The organism is Stutzerimonas chloritidismutans, assembly GCF_020783375.1.
GTDB lineage: Bacteria > Pseudomonadota > Gammaproteobacteria > Pseudomonadales > Pseudomonadaceae > Stutzerimonas > Stutzerimonas kunmingensis.
Genome location: NZ_CP086067.1, coordinates 2,249,560 through 2,266,014, shown reverse-complemented (window position 1 = coordinate 2,266,014; position 16,455 = coordinate 2,249,560). Strand labels below are relative to the sequence as shown.

Below are 16,455 nucleotides of genomic sequence, written 5' to 3'. Positions count from 1 at the left end.
GTCGAATGATCGTCCGCGCCGACACTCGCCTCGGCATGCCTTCCGGAATCCGCCTTTGGAGATTTCATGAGTAAGAAAAAGCCCTACGTGCCGCAGGTTACGACCCCGTCCAGGATCAGCGAGGGCTTGCCCTTCCCTCTCGGGGCAACCTGGGACGGCCTGGGTGTCAATTTCGCCATTTTCTCCGCTCATGCCACCAAGGTTGAACTCTGCCTGTTCGACTCCAGTGGCGAGATCGAACTCGAGCGTATCGAATTGCCCGAGTACACCGATGAGATCTGGCACGGCTATCTGCCGGATGCGCATCCCGGACAGATCTACGGCTATCGCGTGCACGGTCCGTACGACCCGGAAAACGGCCATCGTTTCAACCCGAACAAGCTGCTGATCGACCCCTATGCCAAGCAACTGGTAGGCGAGCTGAAATGGTCCGAAGCGCTGTTCGGCTACACCATTGGCCACCCTGACGGCGATCTCAGCTTTGACGAGCGCGACAGCGCACCCTTCGTGCCCAAGTGCAAGATCATCGATCCGGCCTTTACCTGGGGCCGCGATCACCCCGTGCAGGTGCCCTGGGACAAGACGATCATCTACGAGACCCACGTGCGCGGTTACACCATGCGCCATCCGGCGGTAGCGGACGATGTGCGCGGCACCTTCGCCGGCTTCAAGACGCCGGAAGTGATCGACTACATCCGCAAGCTTGGGGTCTCCTCGATCGAGCTGCTGCCGATCCATGCCTTCGTCCAAGACCAGCATCTGCTCGAAAAAGGCATGGCCAACTACTGGGGCTACAACAGCATCGCCTTCTTCGCGCCGCACCCCAAGTATTTGGCCAGCGGCAAGATCACCGAATTCAAGGAGATGGTCGCGCACCTGCACAACGCCGACCTCGAGGTGATTCTCGACGTGGTCTACAACCACACCGCCGAGGGTAACGAGCGCGGCCCGACCCTCTCCATGCGCGGCATCGACAACGCCTCGTACTACCGCCTGATGCCGGACGACAAGCGCTACTACATCAATGATTCCGGCACAGGCAACACGCTGGACATGAGCCACCCGTGCGTACTGCAGATGGTCACCGACTCGCTGCGCTACTGGGCGACCGAGATGCACGTGGATGGCTTCCGCTTCGATCTGGCGACCATTCTCGGCCGCGAGCATGACGGTTTCGACGAGCGCCACGGCTTCCTCGTCGCCTGTCGCCAGGACCCGGTGCTGGCCAAGACCAAATTGATATCCGAGCCTTGGGACTGCGGCCCCGGCGGCTATCAGGTTGGCGGTTTCCCACCGGGCTGGGCCGAGTGGAACGACCAGTTCCGCGATACGGTGCGCTCGTTCTGGAAAGGCGACGACGGCCAGCTGGCTGATTTCGCCAGCCGTCTCACCGGCTCCGGCGATCTGTTCAACCAGCGCGGGCGGCGCCCGTTCAGTTCGATCAACTTCGTCACCGCCCATGACGGCTTCACGTTGAAGGACCTGGTGTCCTACAACCACAAGCACAACGAGGACAACGACGAAGACAACCGCGACGGCAGCGACAACAACCTGTCGTGGAACCATGGCGTCGAGGGGCATACCGACGACCCGGAGATCAACGAGCTGCGCTATCGGCAGATGCGCAATTTCCTCGCCACGCTGCTGTTCTCCCAGGGCACGCCGATGATCGTCGCCGGTGACGAGTTCGCCCGTACACAGCACGGCAACAACAATGCCTATTGCCAGGACAGCGAGATCGGCTGGGTCAACTGGGACATCAGCGAAGACAGCTACGGCCTGCTGGGTTTCGCCCGTAAGCTCATCCGCTTGCGCCAGCGCTTCCCCATGCTTCGCCGTGGGCGCTTTCTGGTCGGCGCCTACCACGAAGAGCTGGGTGTGAAGGACGTGACCTGGCTGGCGCCGAATGCGGAGGAAATGTCCATCGAGCAGTGGGAGGACGCACACAACCGCTGCATGGGCATGCTGCTTGACGGTCGAGCCCAGCCCACGGGCATCAGACGTGCAGGCTCCGACGCAACGCTGCTGATCATCGTCAACGCGCATCATGACCTGGTGAATTTCACGCTGCCGGAGGTGCCGCAAGGGATCTACTGGAATCGCCTGATCGATACCAACCACCCGACCGCTCGACCGGAACGGTTCGACTTCAACGACGAATACGCCGTGACCGGCCGTTCGCTGCTGCTGCTCGAACTGATCAAGTCCGACGAGTGAGCAAAGGCGCCTCGGCCCAGTGGCCGGGGGGGCACTTATGCTGGCTTTCTCCGGGATCGCGTGCCTGGCGTCCATTGCTGCCCCTTCCACACCAACTTGTTTTGTGGGGAGCGCGGGGCCGCCAGGCCTCGACCGCGAAGCGGTGCTTCAACAGTTCAGCGGCACGGCTGGCTTGGCGTCCCTGACTGTCGCCGCGCGGAAATCGGGCTATAGACGCCCTTCCCACCTCACGCCAAACCCATAACGGATGTGGGACCGGTCTCGACCGCAAAGCTCCTGTACCGCTACAGACTTAGTCCCGCGCCCACGCGCAAAAAACGACGCGCGGTAGTGAACCTCATCGCGTGACTCAAGTCCCAAAACCAGCGCGGCCCCCTAACCAACCCAACGGATTCGTTCTGCTCGTCGCCGGCAGCCTTGTCTTTTCCGTGATGGATCACACGTCATGCTCTCTCTGCGACCGCTTTTTTATCCCCTTCTATTACTGCTTGGGCTGACACCACTGTTGCCAGCCGTGGCCGCCAACAACCAGGCAAAAGCCGATAAACCGGGCTCGGTGCGCCTGTTCATCAACCGTGCTGGTAGCGGCAAGGCGATGGACGTCAGCAACACGCTGGAAGTGCCGGTCGAGGTCACCTTGCGGCTGACGCGCATGGTCAATGTGGCCGGCGTCGGCAAGGGGGTGATTCGCAAGACCATACCGGCCAACAGCCGCGTTCGCGTGGCTACCCTGAGCAAGCGCAAGGCCGGCGGGCCAATCATGTTCAAGCATTCGTTCAGCTACGCGATGCTGTTCTCGCCGGAGCCGGATCAGCCTGACTCGGTTTCGGTCGAAGGGCCGGCGTACGCGCTGCCGTGGCAAGGCGGGCCGTTCCGCATCTCCCAAGGCGCTGGCGGCGACTTCAGCCACAACTCGCCGAGCGGTCGTTATGCGGTGGATATCGCCATGCCTGTCGGCACCCCTATCGTGGCGGCTCGGGCGGGCACCGTGGTGAAGATTCGCAACGGCCAGGGCGGCCGGTTTCCCGACCCGGCCGGCAACTACGTGCGCATCGAACACGAGGACGGCACCCACAGCGCCTACCTGCATCTGAGCCGCGGATCGGTGCGGGTCAAGCCAGGGCAGCAGGTCAAGCTCGGCACGCTGTTGGGCAAGTCCGGCAACACCGGCCGCAGCACCGGACCACACCTGCACTTCGTGGTGCAAAAGGCCTATGGTAGCTCGATGTTGTCGATCCCCTTCCGCTTCAACCAGCCGGTTAGCTCGCTGCCGAACTTTGCGCTGAGCAGCCAGTGAAGCCAGACCCTAGAGCATGCGCTGCATGATGTCGTCGCGCTTGACCACGCGGTGATACAGCGCAGCGCCGATATGCCCGAGCACCAGCAGAACGGTGAGCCAGGCCAGCGGTGAATGCACGCTGCCGAGCGAGGCGGCCCAGGCGATCTCCGGGCCTTTCTCCACCAGTTGCTGGCCGAACACCTTGACCCCGTAGCCATTGCCGATCAGATACAGCAGACCGCTGATCGGCATCAGCAACATGCAGCCGTACAGTGCCATGTGACCGCCCTTGACCAGCCATGCTGTGGCCGGGTCGTGCGGCGGGCGCTGTTTGAGCTGGCTCGCCGCCCAGACGATGCGCAGCACCACCAGTACCAGCAGCACCGCGCCAAGGGAAACATGCCAGGGCACCAGGGTCTGCCCGACCCAGTGCTCGCCTTCGGCGATGCGGTCGCCCAGCTTGAGAAACTGCCAGACGATCAGCAGTGCCATCAGCCAGTGGAGTGTTCGCGAAACCGTGCCGTAGCGACTTCTGGAGTCGACCGTTGTGTTCGCGTTCGCAGCGGCTCCGGGCGGCTTGCCCGCTTCGGACTGCCAGTCGATCTGCAGGCGCTCTTCTCCCGCCATGCGCGCCAGGTGATCGGCCACAACCTTCTGCAACTGCTGCGTCTTGTCCTGATCGGCTGATTCCAGGTGCGCGTTCAGGTATCCCTCAACGGCGCGCAGATCGCAGCGGCCGATCGGCAGCTCGATGACCCCGCCCTGCTCGTCCAGCTGTACGGGAAACTTGTGCCGCCAGTGGTTGCAAAGCCGCTTGATCAGCCGCTGCGGGTTCTCGGCCGCGATACGGGCATGTGATCGATACATCGCTTGTTCTCCTGTAGAAATTTGCCCTGTCAGCCGAAGCGATAGGCGGACAGCGTGGTGTGCATGACGCGGTCACTGAAGACCTTGCGTCCGATGGAGTCGCCACCCGCGCCGGCCGCCACCAGCAGCGGAAGCAGATGTTCCTCGGCGCGCGGCGGATGACAGAGGCGCGCCGACGGCGCCTGTTCCCAGCGCTGCAGCGCGAGATCGCGTTGCTCGGGCGCAGATTCGACCGCAGCGCTCAACCAGCGATCGAACTCGTCGGAGATCGGCGCGAAACGCGGGTCGCCGTAGCCACGCATGTTGTGAAAGCTCATGCCGCTGCCGACGATCAGCACCCCGTCCTTGCGCAAGCCCTGCAAGGTACGACCGGCCTCGATATGTGCCTGCGGGTCGAGGTCGCTGCGCAACGAAAGCTGCACCACCGGGATATCCGCGTCGGGAAACATCAGCTTCAGCGGGATGAACATGCCGTGGTCGAAGCCGCGCTGTGCGTCCTCATGGCCACCGAGCGAAGCGTCTTCGAGCAGACCGGCGATACGCGCAGCCAGCCGCGGCTCACCTGCAGCCGGATAGCGCAGCTCATAGGTGTGCGGCGGAAAGCCGTGATAGTCGTAGACCAACGCCGGCCGCGCAGCGCTGGTGACGCTGAACGTCGGCTGCAGCCAGTGCCCGGAAATCAGCACGATGGCCGTCGGTTTCACCGGCAGTGTCGCCGCGATGCCCCTGAGGAAATCAGCCATGGCGTTCCAGGCCGTCGGCGGGTTCCACTCCATGAAGAAGCAAGGCCCGGCGCCATGCGGCACGAACAGCGTCGGCATGGTTCGATCAGTTGCAGGATCACTGGCAATCATCAGCGGACTCCGTGAAGGACGTGCGACAAAGCATGACCTACACTCGGCGGTGAGAGAACCTGCTAAAAAGAACACACAGTTTTAACCAGGAGTAGGAACCGCGATGCTCGACAGAATCACTGGCATGCGCGTATTCGCCCGCGCTGCCACGGCTGGCAGCCTCTCGGCGGCGGCGCGCCATCTGGAAATGTCGCCAGCGATGGCCAGCAAGCATGTCGATGCGCTGGAGGCCCGTCTCGGGGTCAAGTTGTTCCACCGCAGCACCCGTCGCCTGAGCCTGACCGAGGCCGGCAGCAACTATCTGGAGGCCTGCCAGCGCATCCTCCCGGAGATAGAGGAAGCCGAGGCCAGCGTTGCGTCGCAGCGGATCGAGGCCACCGGGCTGTTGCGCATGAATGTGCCGCTGACGTTCGGCACGCAATTCATCGCCCCGCTCATTCCGGAGTTCAGCCGTCGCCATCCCGCGGTGAAAGTGGAACTCGGCCTGACCGACAGCCGGATCGACCTGATCGATGGCGGCTGGGACATGGCCGTTCGCATTGGCAGGCTGCAGGACAGTCCCATGCAGGCCCGCCAGCTTGCCGATTCCCCATTGTTGGTCTGTGCCGCGCCGCGCTATCTGGATGAGCGAGGCGTGCCGCGCAGCGTCGCCGACCTGGGGCAGCACAACTGTCTCGGCTACAGCCTGGCGAGCCTCGCCGCGGGCAAGGTCTGGCCGTTCGGTCGCAATGCCGAGGTGCGGATCGCAGTCAACGGCGATCTGGTCGCCAACAATGGGGAAGCCCTGGTGGCCGCCGCGGTCGGTGGACAGGGCGTGATCTACCAGCCGCAATTCATTGTCTCCAAGGCGTTGCGCAGCGGTGAACTGGTCGCCCTCGAGCTGGATCAGCCGTGCGTCGAGCTTGGTGGAATTCACGTGGTCTACCCGCCCGATCGACGTCCTCCGGCCAAGGTCCGGGTGATGATCGATTATCTGGTCGACGCCTTTTCCGCTGACCTGCCGTGGAGCCTGTCGCCGGACTGAATCCGGTCCAGTACAGCCGCAAGACCTCGGTCCAGAGCGCAACCCGCACGCTAAAACTGCCACCACCGCGATAGAAAAGGTGAACCGCTACTGCGCGCAAAAGTCGGAACAGATGTGCGCATCGGCGATTGCGCACCTGTCTGGGCGAATTGGAGTGGTTATGAAAGCGGTCAACCCCATCACCGGTGAAACGCCCTGCGTAGCAGCTACCGCCGCCAGTAATCCGGCAAGCGCCTCGTCTGTCCTGATTGCACGGTAGGGCCGGTCCATGGCGAACATTCATATCGGCATATCCGGCTGGCGTTATGCGCCCTGGCGCGGCGATTTCTACCCCAAGGGGCTGACGCAGAAGAAGGAACTGCAGTTCGCCTCGCGCGCGGTGAGCAGCATCGAGATCAATGGCTCGTTCTATTCGCTGCAGACCCCGGAACGCTATGCCGACTGGTACGCCGATACGCCAAAGGGCTTCGTTTTCAGCATCAAGGGGCCGCGCTACATCACCCACGTACGCCGTCTTAACGACGTGGAGAAACCGATCGCCAACTTCTTCGCTTCGGGAATCTTCCAGCTCAAGGAAAAACTCGGGCCGATCCTCTGGCAGTTCCCGCCTTCGTTCAAATTCGATGCGGAACTGTTCGAGACTTTTCTTCGCCAGCTGCCCCACGACACCGAAGCCGCGCTGGCCATCGCCAAAGGATGCGAGCCCCGTATGGAGGGGCGCAGCTACCTGTCCATCGACCGCAAGCGGCCGATGCGGCACGCGGTGGAAATCCGCAACGCCAGTTTCGCCGCGCCCGAATTCATCGACCTGCTGCGCAAGTATCGGGTCGCGCTGGTGGTGGCCGACACCGCCGGCAAGTGGCCGCACCTAGAAGACCTCACCAGCGACTTCGTCTACATCCGCCTGCATGGCGCGGAGGAGCTCTATACCAGCGGCTACACCGATGCCGCGCTGGACCACTGGTGCCAACGCATCCAGCGCTGGAGCGACGGCGACCAGCCCGATGACGCGCGACTGACCAGCCCGCGCAAGCCGCGGCCGCGCAAATCCCGCGCGGTGTACTGCTATTTCGACAACGACGTGAAGGTTCGCGCGCCCTATGACGCGCGGCAACTGCTGCGCCGGCTCGGCCTGGATGAACACCTGCAGGCCACGCCTGGCCAACTGGAAGGAGCAATGGTTTGACTCTGGACAAAAATCACCCGATCGAAAGCGCCGACCTCGATGCCCACATGGCGACAGCGGTCAATTCGATCCGCATTCTCACGGTCAATACGCACAAGGGCTTCACCGCACTCAACCGTCGCTTCATCCTTCCCGAGCTGCGTGAAGCGGTGCGCAGTGTCTCGGCGGATGTGGTGTTCCTGCAAGAAGTTCTCGGCACCCACGACAAGCACGCGTTGCGCTTTCACAACTGGCCGTCCACGCCACAGTACGAGTTTCTGGCCGACAGCATCTGGACCGATTTCGCCTACGGCCGCAACGCGGTCTACCCGGACGGCGACCATGGCAACGCCGTGCTGTCGAAGTTTCCGATCATCCGCTACGAGAACCTCGACATTTCCATCGCCGGCCCGGAACGCCGCGGCCTATTGCATAGCGTGCTGCAGGTGCCGGGGCACGACGAGTTTCACGCGATCTGCGTACACCTTGGGCTGCGCGAGTCGCACCGTCAGCAGCAGCTGGAACTGCTCTGCAACCTGCTCGACTCGCTGCCCGAAGGTGCGCCGGTGGTGGTCGCGGGAGACTTCAACGACTGGCGACTCAAGGCCACCAGGACCCTGGACCGCTGTGCTGGCCTGCATGAGGTCTTCGCCGTTTCCCAGGGTCAGGTGGCGAAAACCTTCCCGGCACGCTGGCCGATGCTGCGCCTGGACCGCATCTATGTGCGCAATGCCAGCAGCCACGATGCGCGAATCCTCGGTAACAAACCCTGGACGCACTTGTCCGATCATCTGCCCCTAGCGGTGGAGATACATCTATGAGTTACCACTGGAGAGACGGGAATCGCCTTCAGTTACTGGAAAACGGCGAAGAGTTCTTTCCTCGAGTGTTCGAGGTCATCGCCCAGGCCAAGAAAGAAGTGCTGCTGGAAACCTTCATCCTGTTCCAGGACAAGGTAGGCGCGGAGCTGCAGAAAGCGCTGATCGCCGCCGCGGAAAACGGCGCCAGCGTCGATGTGACTGTGGACGGCTACGGCTCGGCGGACCTGTGCGGTGATTTCGTCACCGCCATGACCCGCGTCGGCGTGCGTATTCACATGTTCGATCCCGGCAAGCGCCTACTCGGCCGCCGGCTCAACGTGTTCCGGCGCATGCATCGCAAGATCGTCGTGGTCGATGGCGAGGTCGCCTTTATCGGCGGCATCAACTTCTCCGCCGATCACCTGGGTGACTTCGGCCCGGCCGCCAAGCAGGACTATGCCCTGCAGGTGGAAGGTCCCGTGGTGCGTGATATCCACCACTTCGCACTGGCGCAGATCGCACCGGACAAGCCGACCCATCGCTGGTGGCGGCGGCGCATGCGTCATCAGACGCCGGGTTACGGTGGCGTCAGCCGTGGCGAGGCGCGGGCGTTGTTCGTCATCCGCGACAACGACCAGCACCGCAACGATATCGAGCAGCACTACCTGCAAGCGATTCGAGATGCTCGCTCCAGGTTGTTGATTGCAAACGCCTATTTCTTCCCCGGTTATCGTGTATTGCGGGAAATCCGCAACGCCGCGCGGCGCGGAGTGCGGGTGCGGCTGATCCTCCAAGGCGAGCCGGACATGCCCATCGCCAAGTTCGGCGCGCGCATGCTCTACAACTACCTGATGCGCGACGGCGTGGAGATCCACGAGTACTGCCGCCGCCCGCTGCATGGCAAGGTCGCGCTGGCCGACTACGAGTGGTCCACAGTCGGCTCGAGCAACCTCGATCCGCTGAGCCTGTCGCTCAATCTGGAGGCCAACTTGATCATTCGTGATCATGTGTTCAACCGCCACCTGCACGAGCGCCTCGATCACCTGCTGCAGACCGACTGCCGGCGTATTCCGCTGGAGCGGATCGTCCGCGGATTCTGGTGGCGTGCGCCGCTGGCCTTCCTGATCTTCCACTTCCTGCGGCACTTCCCGGGACTGGTCAGCCTGTTCCCCGAGCACAAGCCACGCCTGGAGCTGATCGATCCGGACACCACCCGCCCACTCGATCCCGTGCCTTCTCCCCTGCAGCGAGACCACCAATGAGCCAGACCAACCAGGCCGAGGCAAAGAGCGGCTGGCGCCGACGCTGGCCGCTGATCAAGAGGATCCTCACCTATGTGTTCTTCGCACTTGTCGTCGGCCTGCTAGTCGGTCTAGCGCGCAACCTCGATTGGGGTGAGGTCTACAAGACCCTGCGCAACTACCAGGCACAGACGCTGTGGATGGCTGGCGCTGCCGCTTTTGGCAGCTACCTCGTGTACTGCTTCTTCGATGTGCTCGGTAAAGGCTACGCACGGCATGACCTGCCGATCCGACAGATCCTGCCGGTGACCTTCGTCTGCTACGCCTTCAACCTCAACCTGAGCGCCTGGGTCGGCGGCATCGCCCTGCGTTTCCGTCTGTACTCGCGCCTGGGGCTGAAACCCTCGCAGATCACCCGGGTGTTCACCATGAGCATCCTCACCAACTGGCTGGGCTACATGTGGCTGGCCGGAATGATCTTCGCCATGGGCTGGATTCAGCCGCCGGCCAGCTGGGAAATCGGCTTCACCGCCCTGCGGGTGCTTGGCGTCGGCCTGCTGGTGGCGTGTGTGGTGTATCTGTGGCTGTGCGGCTTCTCCAAGCGTCGCTCGTGGACCATTCGCGGCCACGAGATTCAACTGCCTTCGCTGCGCCTGGCGCTGATCCAGCTAGTGCTGGGCGCCGCCAACTGGTCGCTGATGGCGCTGGTGGTGTACTTCATGCTTTCCCAGAAGGCCGCCTATCCCGAAGTGCTGGGTATCCTGATGATCAGCAGCATCGCCGGCGTGGTCACCCACATCCCGGCCGGGCTCGGCGTCATCGAGGCGGTATTCGTGGCAATGCTCGCCGACGAGATGAGCAAAGGTGCCATCGTCGGCGGTCTGATCGGCTACCGGGTCATCTACTTCCTGATCCCCCTGCTGTTCGCCACCCTCGTCTATGTGGTGCTCGAAGCCCGGGCGAAGAAGCTGCGCAGCAGCAACCAGGCCGGCGACCAGCAGACTGTCTCTCAGGAAACGAGCTGAAGGTCAGCGAAGCAATTTCCGGGAAGACCGCGATTCGAGATGTGCTCCGTTCGCGGCCAGGGCCCGCTGCTACAAAGGCGGATACCTGAACGGAGCCAAGGGGAACAGCCTCACCGGTCGGTTCTGTCAGCAGCTCTATCCACGACAGGCTCGACCGCAGCGTCCGTGGCAGTGGGCTTGACCGCTAGTTGGAATCCGCAACGCGTCCTCCAAGGCCGCACACTCAATGAGTGCTAGACCGTGACCATCGCGGTGCAGCCTAGCCGCATCGCTCTGCAAGTGCCTTAGAGCGCACAAGCCGCAATAAAGCGGATTGTCTTGCCCGCAAAAAAAAAACGCCGCTCAGGTTGCCCCGAGCGGCGCTCTTCAGCGCGGCAGCCTTACACCTGCGGCCGCAGTACCAGCACGCCGAGCGGCGGCAGGGTCAGTGACAGCGAGACCTTCTCGCCGTGGCTCTCGATCGGCTCGGCGAGCATGCCGCCGCCGTTGCCGGTGTTCGAGCCGCCGTAGCAGGCCGCGTCGCTGTTGAAGACCTCCAGCCACTTGGCCTCCACCGGAACGCCGATGCGGTACGCCTCACGTACCACCGGCGTGAAGTTGGCGACCACCAGTAGCGGGTGCCCGGTCGAACTCTTGCGCAGCCAGGCGAACACGCTGTTGGCGCGGTCATCGCCGATCAGCCACTGGAAACCCTGCGGGTCGCTGTCCAGTTCGTGCAATGCCGGCTCTTGGCTGTACAGCCGGTTCAGATCGCGCACCAGGTTCTGCACGCCACGGTGATCGGCCTCTTCAAGCAGATGCCAGTCCAGCTCGCGGTCATGGTTCCACTCGCGCCACTGGCCGAACTCGCTGCCCATGAACAGCAGCTTCTTGCCCGGGTGCGTCCACATGAACGACAAGTAGGCGCGCAGGTTGGCGAACTTCTGCCAGCGATCCCCGGGCATCTTGTCGACCAGCGAGCCTTTGCCGTGTACCACTTCGTCGTGGGAAATCGGCAGGACGAAGTGCTCGGAATAGGCGTAGACCATGCTGAAGGTCATCTTGTCGTGGTGGTACTGCCGATTGATCGGGTCTTCTTGGATGTACTTCAGCGAGTCGTGCATCCAGCCCATGTTCCACTTGTAGGAAAAGCCGAGGCCACCTTCGCTGGTGGGCTTGCTGACCCCCGGAAAGGCTGTCGATTCCTCGGCGATCACCAGCGCGCCAGGGGTTTCCGTGGCCACCACGTCGTTCAGATGGCGGAGGAAGTCGATCGCCTCGAGATTCTCGCGCCCGCCGTGGCGGTTCGGAATCCACTCGCCGTCCTTGCGCGAATAGTCGCGATAGAGCATCGACGCCACCGCATCGACACGCAGGGCATCGACGTGGAATTCGCGCAGCCAGTGCAGCGCCGAAGCAAGCATGAAACCGTGCACCTCGGTGCGGCCGAGGTTGTAGATGTAGGTATCCCAGTCCTGATGGAAGCCTTCGAACGGGTGGGCGTATTCGTACAGCGCGGTGCCGTCGAATTCGCCCAGGCCATGGGCGTCGGTGGGAAAGTGCGCCGGCACCCAGTCGAGGATCACACCGATGCCGGCGTTATGGCAGGCGTCGACGAACTCGGCGAAATCATGGGCGTTGCCGTAGCGCGCGCTTGGCGCGAACTGCGAGAGCAGCTGGTAGCCCCATGAGCCTCCGAAGGGATGCTCCATGATCGGCATCAGCTCGATGTGGGTGAAGCCCATGTCCACCACGTAGGGAATCAGCCGCTCGGCCAGCTCGTGCCAATCGTACAGGCGGCCATCGTCACCACCGTCACGTCGCCAGGAGCCCGCATGCAGCTCGTAGATGCTCATCGGCGCCTTGACCGACTGGCGCGCGGCGCGCTGCTGCAACCAGCCATGGTCCTTCCACTGGTAGTCCAGCGGCCGGGCGATGACCGAAGCGGTGCCCGGCGGGTGCTCGGTTGCCAGGGCGATCGGGTCGGCCTTGAGCGGCAGGATGCCATTCGGCCCGAGAATCTCGTACTTGTAGGTATCGCCCGGCTGCAGGCGCGGGATGAACAACTCCCACACGCCAGACGGAAAGCGCAGCCGCATCGGATGACGGCGACCGTCCCAGCCATTGAAGCTGCCGACGATCGACACTCGGCGCGCGTTGGGCGCCCACACGGCGAAGCGCACGCCCTGCACACCGTCGACTTCAAGCACCTGCGAGCCGAATACCCGGCCGATCTGCCGGTGATTGCCTTCGGAGAACAGGTGCATGTCCAGCTCGCCCAGTTGCGGACCGAAGCTGTAGGGGTCTTCGGTGATCTGCTCGCCGCCGGCCCAGCGAATCTTCAGCAGGTAGGGTTGCTGATGTGGCAGGCGGATAAAGAAGAACCCGGGCACCTGCCCCTGCTCCATCACGGCAAGCAGTTGCTCATCGCGATCGAGCACTTCGGCACCCAGGGCATTGGGCAGGTAGGCGCGAATCACGATTCCCTCGCCATCAGGATGCGGCCCGAGAATGGAAAACGGGTTGCCATGCTCGGCTCGCACCAGGGCGTCTACATCGGCGTCGCTGGGCATCAGGGTTTCCCCTGGCATGGTCAGAACCGGACGATCAGTCATTGGAGCCTCCATCGAAAAGCTGTTGTGCCAGGGCCAGCAATCCCTGTAGCGGGACGGGCAACCAGGTTGGTCGGTTCTCCGCTTCGTAAACGATCTCGTAAGCGCATTTTTCCAGGCTGAACAGCAGCAGTGCAGCATTCGCGCCATCCGCGTCGCGCCAGTCGTGCGGCAACTCGGCGGTGGCCTCGCGGTAGGCTTCGAGGAAGGCCGCCTGCGCACTGCTCTGGTAACTCGCCGCGATACGCTGCCGCGCCTGATCGGCCTCGGGTGTGCTGTCGCTGATCTGCGCACCGCGGATGGTCATGGCCGCGGCGTACTCGAACGAACGCAGCAGGCCTGAGACATCCTTGAACGGACTATGTTTGGCGCGCCGCTCATCCAGCGAGCGGGCCGGCTCCCCTTCGAAGTCGATGAAGTAGGCATCACCCTGCACCACCAGCACCTGGCCGAGGTGCAGGTCGCCGTGGACACGGGTCCGCACGCCACCAACGGTTCTAGCAGCCAGACGTTGCACTTGTTCGAGCAGCTTGTCGCGCCGCGCCAGCAGTTGGCCGAGCGCGGTAGCCTCCTTGCGATCGAAGCTCGAGCGATGTTCCTCGAGGCGCTGCAGGGCCTGTTCCAGCTGCGCGCTGACGCTCTGCTCCCACTGCTTGGCGTCGGCCTTGCTGGTGCTTTCGTAGGCGAAGGCCGGATCTTCGGTCTGCGTGGCAAGCGCCATGTGCATCTCGCCGAGCCGCTGGCCGAGCAGGCGGTTGAAGGCCTGTAGTTCGTCGAGGGCGCTGAACTGGTTCTCGTGCATTGACACGCCGCCCGCGATTTCGTCACGCACCGCGCGGTCGAGGTTGTTCAGCGTCCACACCCAGGCATCGCCCTGGCTGTCGAGGAAGTGCTGGATCACCATCAGGGCAACCGGCTCGCCCTGCTTGTTGATGCGGCTGACCTGACCGAGCATGCCGGAGATATGGGCGAAACCGCGTTCAGTGAGGAAACCGCCCATTTCCAGTTCAGGGTGGACGCCCGGTGCCACGCGACGGAGCAATTTGATCATCACCTTGTTGTCGATGATCGCCGAGCTGTTCGACTGCTCCGCAGAGATGAAGCGCACCTCGGGATGCCCCGGCAATTGCAGGTCGGCCAGTTGCGGCATCGGCACGAAGCGGATCTCACCGTCGTTGCAAGGCAGCACCAGCTCGTCGCGCAGACCTTGAATCACCGCGGCGCTGAACTGCTCGAGGGCGAAGGCATCGGTCATCAGGCCGACCTGCGGCCCGCGGCGTACCCGCGCCAGGGCCAGTTGCTGCGGCAATGCGACCTCGAATTCGGTCTCGGCCAGAAAACCCAGCGGCAGCTGGTACAGATCGCTGCGCCCGGCGGATTCCACGCAAAGCTCGCTGAGCAGAACCGGGCGATTCGGGTCGCCGAATGGCACGCAGTAGCTGATGCGGACCGACTCGATTGCCACGTCCTTGGCGGCAAACCAGCGCCGTTTCGGCAGATAGGCCGGTAGCGCTTCGGTTTCCAGAATGCGCCGGTTGGCGGCGGTCAGGGTATCCAGGCGCTTGAGTACCAGCGTCTGGAAGTCCGGCATGGTGTCCACCGGCTCCTGGTGCCAGCTCGGCATCTGGTTGGTCAGCGCGAGCTGGAACCAGTAGAAGCCATAGGGCGGCAAGGTCAGCAGATACGGCAGCTGACCGATGGGCGGGAAGGCACTGCCGCCGACCATCTCCACCGGCACCATGCCGGCGTACTGCGACATTTCCAGTTCTGCGGCCTGGGCCGAGCGCGAGACGTTGGCGACGCAGAAGATGATCTCGGTTTCGCCGTTCGCTCCGGTGAATTCGCGCATGTAGGCGAGGATGCGGCGGTTGCTCGGCGCGAGCATCTTCAGGGTGCCACGACCGAAGGCCTTGAACTGCTTGCGGATGGTCAGCATCCGCCGCGTCCAGTTGAGCAGCGAATGCGGATCGCGCTGCTGGGCCTCGACGTTGATCGTGTAGTAGCCGTAGAGCGGGTCCATCACCGGTGGCAGCACCAGGTTCGGTGGGTCGGCGCGGGAGAAGCCGCCGTTGCGGTCCACCGACCACTGCATCGGCGTGCGTACGCCGTCGCGGTCGCCGAGGAAGATATTGTCGCCCATGCCGATCTCGTCGCCGTAGTAGATCACCGGCGTGCCGGGCATGGAGAGCAGCAGGCTGTTGAGCAACTCGATCCGCCGGCGGTCACGCTCCAGCAGCGGCGCCAGGCGCCGGCGTATGCCCAGGTTGATCCGTGCGCGCTTGTCCGAGGCGTAGTAGTTCCAGAGGTAGTCGCGCTCCTTGTCGGTCACCATCTCCAGTGTCAGCTCATCGTGGTTGCGCAGGAAGATCGCCCACTGGCAGTTCTCCGGGATGTCCGGGGTCTGGCGCAGGATGTCGGTGATCGGGAAGCGGTCCTCCTGGGCGATAGCCATGTACATGCGTGGCATCAGCGGGAAGTGGAAGGCCATGTGGCATTCGTCACCCGGGCCGCCGTCTTCGCCGCCGAAATACAGCTGGGTGTCTTCCGGCCACTGGTTGGCTTCGGCCAGCAGCATGCGGTCGGGATAGTTGGCGTCGATCTCGGCGCGGATCGCCTTGAGCACCGCGTGAGTTTCCGGCAGGTTCTCGTTGTTGGTGCCGTCGCGCTCGACCAGGTAGGGAATCGCGTCCAGGCGCAGACCGTCGATGCCCATGTCCAGCCAGTAGCGCATCACCGCCAGCACGGCCTTCATCACCTGCGGGTTGTCGAAGTTGAGGTCCGGCTGGTGCGAATAGAAGCGGTGCCAGAAGTACTGCTTGGCCACTGGGTCCCACGTCCAGTTGGATTTCTCGGTGTCGAGAAAGATGATCCGTGTGCCGTCGTACTTCTTGTCGGTATCCGACCAGACGTAGAAATCCCGCGCTGCCGAGCCCTTCTTCGCCTTGCGCGCGCGCTGGAACCAGGGGTGCTGGTCGGACGTGTGGTTGATGACCAGTTCGGTGATCACCCGCAACCCGCGCTTGTGCGCCTCGGCGATGAAGCGCCGGGCGTCGGCCATGCTGCCGTATTCCGGATGCACGCCGCGGTAATCAGCGATGTCGTAACCATCGTCACGCCGCGGCGACGGATAGAACGGCAGCAGCCAGATGGTGTTCACCCCAAGATCGGCGATGTAATCCAGCTTCTCGATCAGGCCGGGGAAGTCACCGACGCCGTCGTTGTTCGAGTCGTAGAAGGACTTCAGGTGCACCTGATACACCACCGCGTCCTTGTACCAGAGCGGGTCCTTGATGAAAGCGGCGGGTTTGCGCGGTTTTGCCATGTTCTTCATTCCTGTCGCGGTGTGAAGGCCCAGTCCGGATCGGCGCATTAGGCAACGGCAGAGCAACAGC

Annotated in this window: 11 protein-coding genes; 7 read left to right on the top strand and 4 right to left on the bottom strand. The window is 63.2% G+C overall.

All coding sequences use genetic code 11. The features are described 5' to 3' along the window. The first annotated feature begins 66 nt into the window (after positions 1-66). Together glgX and LLJ08_RS10470 are read left to right on the top strand one after the other, a co-directional pair. Positions 67-2,217: a glycogen debranching protein GlgX gene (gene glgX, locus LLJ08_RS10475; protein WP_023445370.1), complete on the top strand. Its 2,151-nt coding sequence runs from the start codon at positions 67-69 to the stop codon at positions 2,215-2,217. Between the two features lie 445 nt (positions 2,218-2,662). Further along, positions 2,663-3,514: a M23 family metallopeptidase gene (locus LLJ08_RS10470; protein WP_125877572.1), complete on the top strand. Its 852-nt coding sequence runs from the start codon at positions 2,663-2,665 to the stop codon at positions 3,512-3,514. A 9-nt stretch (positions 3,515-3,523) separates the two neighbouring features. On the opposite strand, the gene LLJ08_RS10465 is transcribed toward LLJ08_RS10470, so the two are convergent. Next, positions 3,524-4,363, bottom strand: coding sequence for a DUF2218 domain-containing protein (locus LLJ08_RS10465; RefSeq protein WP_228206973.1), 840 nt, complete (start codon positions 4,361-4,363; stop codon positions 3,524-3,526). Positions 4,364-4,392: 29 nt separating this feature from the next. Then, positions 4,393-5,217 (bottom strand): DODA-type extradiol aromatic ring-opening family dioxygenase, encoded by an 825-nt coding sequence (locus LLJ08_RS10460; RefSeq protein WP_228206972.1) that lies wholly within the window; start codon positions 5,215-5,217, stop codon positions 4,393-4,395. A gap of 103 nt (positions 5,218-5,320) precedes the next feature. Between LLJ08_RS10460 and LLJ08_RS10455 the strand changes: the two genes are divergently transcribed. The 5 genes from LLJ08_RS10455 to LLJ08_RS10435 all read left to right on the top strand — a co-directional run bounded on the left by LLJ08_RS10455 (position 5,321) and on the right by LLJ08_RS10435 (position 10,472). Beyond that, positions 5,321-6,241 (top strand): LysR family transcriptional regulator, encoded by a 921-nt coding sequence (locus LLJ08_RS10455; protein WP_228206971.1) that lies wholly within the window; start codon positions 5,321-5,323, stop codon positions 6,239-6,241. A gap of 268 nt (positions 6,242-6,509) precedes the next feature. Further along, a complete protein-coding gene (locus LLJ08_RS10450; protein ID WP_041013769.1) occupies positions 6,510-7,427 on the top strand; it encodes a DUF72 domain-containing protein in 918 nt (305 codons plus the stop codon). Then, complete coding sequence (locus tag LLJ08_RS10445) at positions 7,424-8,227, top strand: endonuclease/exonuclease/phosphatase family protein (RefSeq protein ID WP_044313785.1); 804 nt, start codon at positions 7,424-7,426, stop codon at positions 8,225-8,227. The genes LLJ08_RS10450 and LLJ08_RS10445 overlap by 4 nt, the downstream gene beginning before the upstream one ends. Then, the gene (clsB, locus tag LLJ08_RS10440) at positions 8,224-9,468 is read left to right on the top strand and encodes a cardiolipin synthase ClsB (RefSeq protein ID WP_014820201.1); all 1,245 of its coding nucleotides are present in this window, start codon (positions 8,224-8,226) and stop codon (positions 9,466-9,468) included. The genes LLJ08_RS10445 and clsB overlap by 4 nt, the downstream gene beginning before the upstream one ends. Then, complete coding sequence (locus LLJ08_RS10435; protein ID WP_228206970.1) at positions 9,465-10,472, top strand: lysylphosphatidylglycerol synthase domain-containing protein; 1,008 nt, start codon at positions 9,465-9,467, stop codon at positions 10,470-10,472. Before clsB ends, LLJ08_RS10435 begins: the two co-directional genes overlap by 4 nt. A gap of 380 nt (positions 10,473-10,852) precedes the next feature. On the opposite strand, the gene glgB is transcribed toward LLJ08_RS10435, so the two are convergent. Together glgB and treS are read right to left on the bottom strand one after the other, a co-directional pair. Beyond that, a complete protein-coding gene (gene glgB / locus LLJ08_RS10430) occupies positions 10,853-13,066 on the bottom strand; it encodes a 1,4-alpha-glucan branching protein GlgB (protein ID WP_041013764.1) in 2,214 nt (737 codons plus the stop codon). Then, the gene (gene treS / locus LLJ08_RS10425; protein ID WP_101275760.1) at positions 13,059-16,385 is read right to left on the bottom strand and encodes a maltose alpha-D-glucosyltransferase; all 3,327 of its coding nucleotides are present in this window, start codon (positions 16,383-16,385) and stop codon (positions 13,059-13,061) included. Before treS ends, glgB begins: the two co-directional genes overlap by 8 nt. Between the last annotated feature and the right edge of the window lie 70 nt (positions 16,386-16,455).

What these genes read in the sequence shown, in the direction of transcription:
- glgX (WP_023445370.1), top strand. Translation starts at nt 67, where the DNA reads ATGAGTAAGAAAAAGCCCTACGTGCCGCAGGTTACGACCCCGTCCAGG.
- LLJ08_RS10470 (WP_125877572.1), top strand. Translation starts at nt 2,663, where the DNA reads ATGCTCTCTCTGCGACCGCTTTTTTATCCCCTTCTATTACTGCTTGGG.
- LLJ08_RS10465 (WP_228206973.1), bottom strand. Translation starts at nt 4,363, where the DNA reads ATGTATCGATCACATGCCCGTATCGCGGCCGAGAACCCGCAGCGGCTG.
- LLJ08_RS10460 (WP_228206972.1), bottom strand. Translation starts at nt 5,217, where the DNA reads ATGATTGCCAGTGATCCTGCAACTGATCGAACCATGCCGACGCTGTTC.
- LLJ08_RS10455 (WP_228206971.1), top strand. Translation starts at nt 5,321, where the DNA reads ATGCTCGACAGAATCACTGGCATGCGCGTATTCGCCCGCGCTGCCACG.
- LLJ08_RS10450 (WP_041013769.1), top strand. Translation starts at nt 6,510, where the DNA reads ATGGCGAACATTCATATCGGCATATCCGGCTGGCGTTATGCGCCCTGG.
- clsB (WP_014820201.1), top strand. Translation starts at nt 8,224, where the DNA reads ATGAGTTACCACTGGAGAGACGGGAATCGCCTTCAGTTACTGGAAAAC.
- LLJ08_RS10435 (WP_228206970.1), top strand. Translation starts at nt 9,465, where the DNA reads ATGAGCCAGACCAACCAGGCCGAGGCAAAGAGCGGCTGGCGCCGACGC.
- glgB (WP_041013764.1), bottom strand. Translation starts at nt 13,066, where the DNA reads ATGACTGATCGTCCGGTTCTGACCATGCCAGGGGAAACCCTGATGCCC.
- treS (WP_101275760.1), bottom strand. Translation starts at nt 16,385, where the DNA reads ATGGCAAAACCGCGCAAACCCGCCGCTTTCATCAAGGACCCGCTCTGG.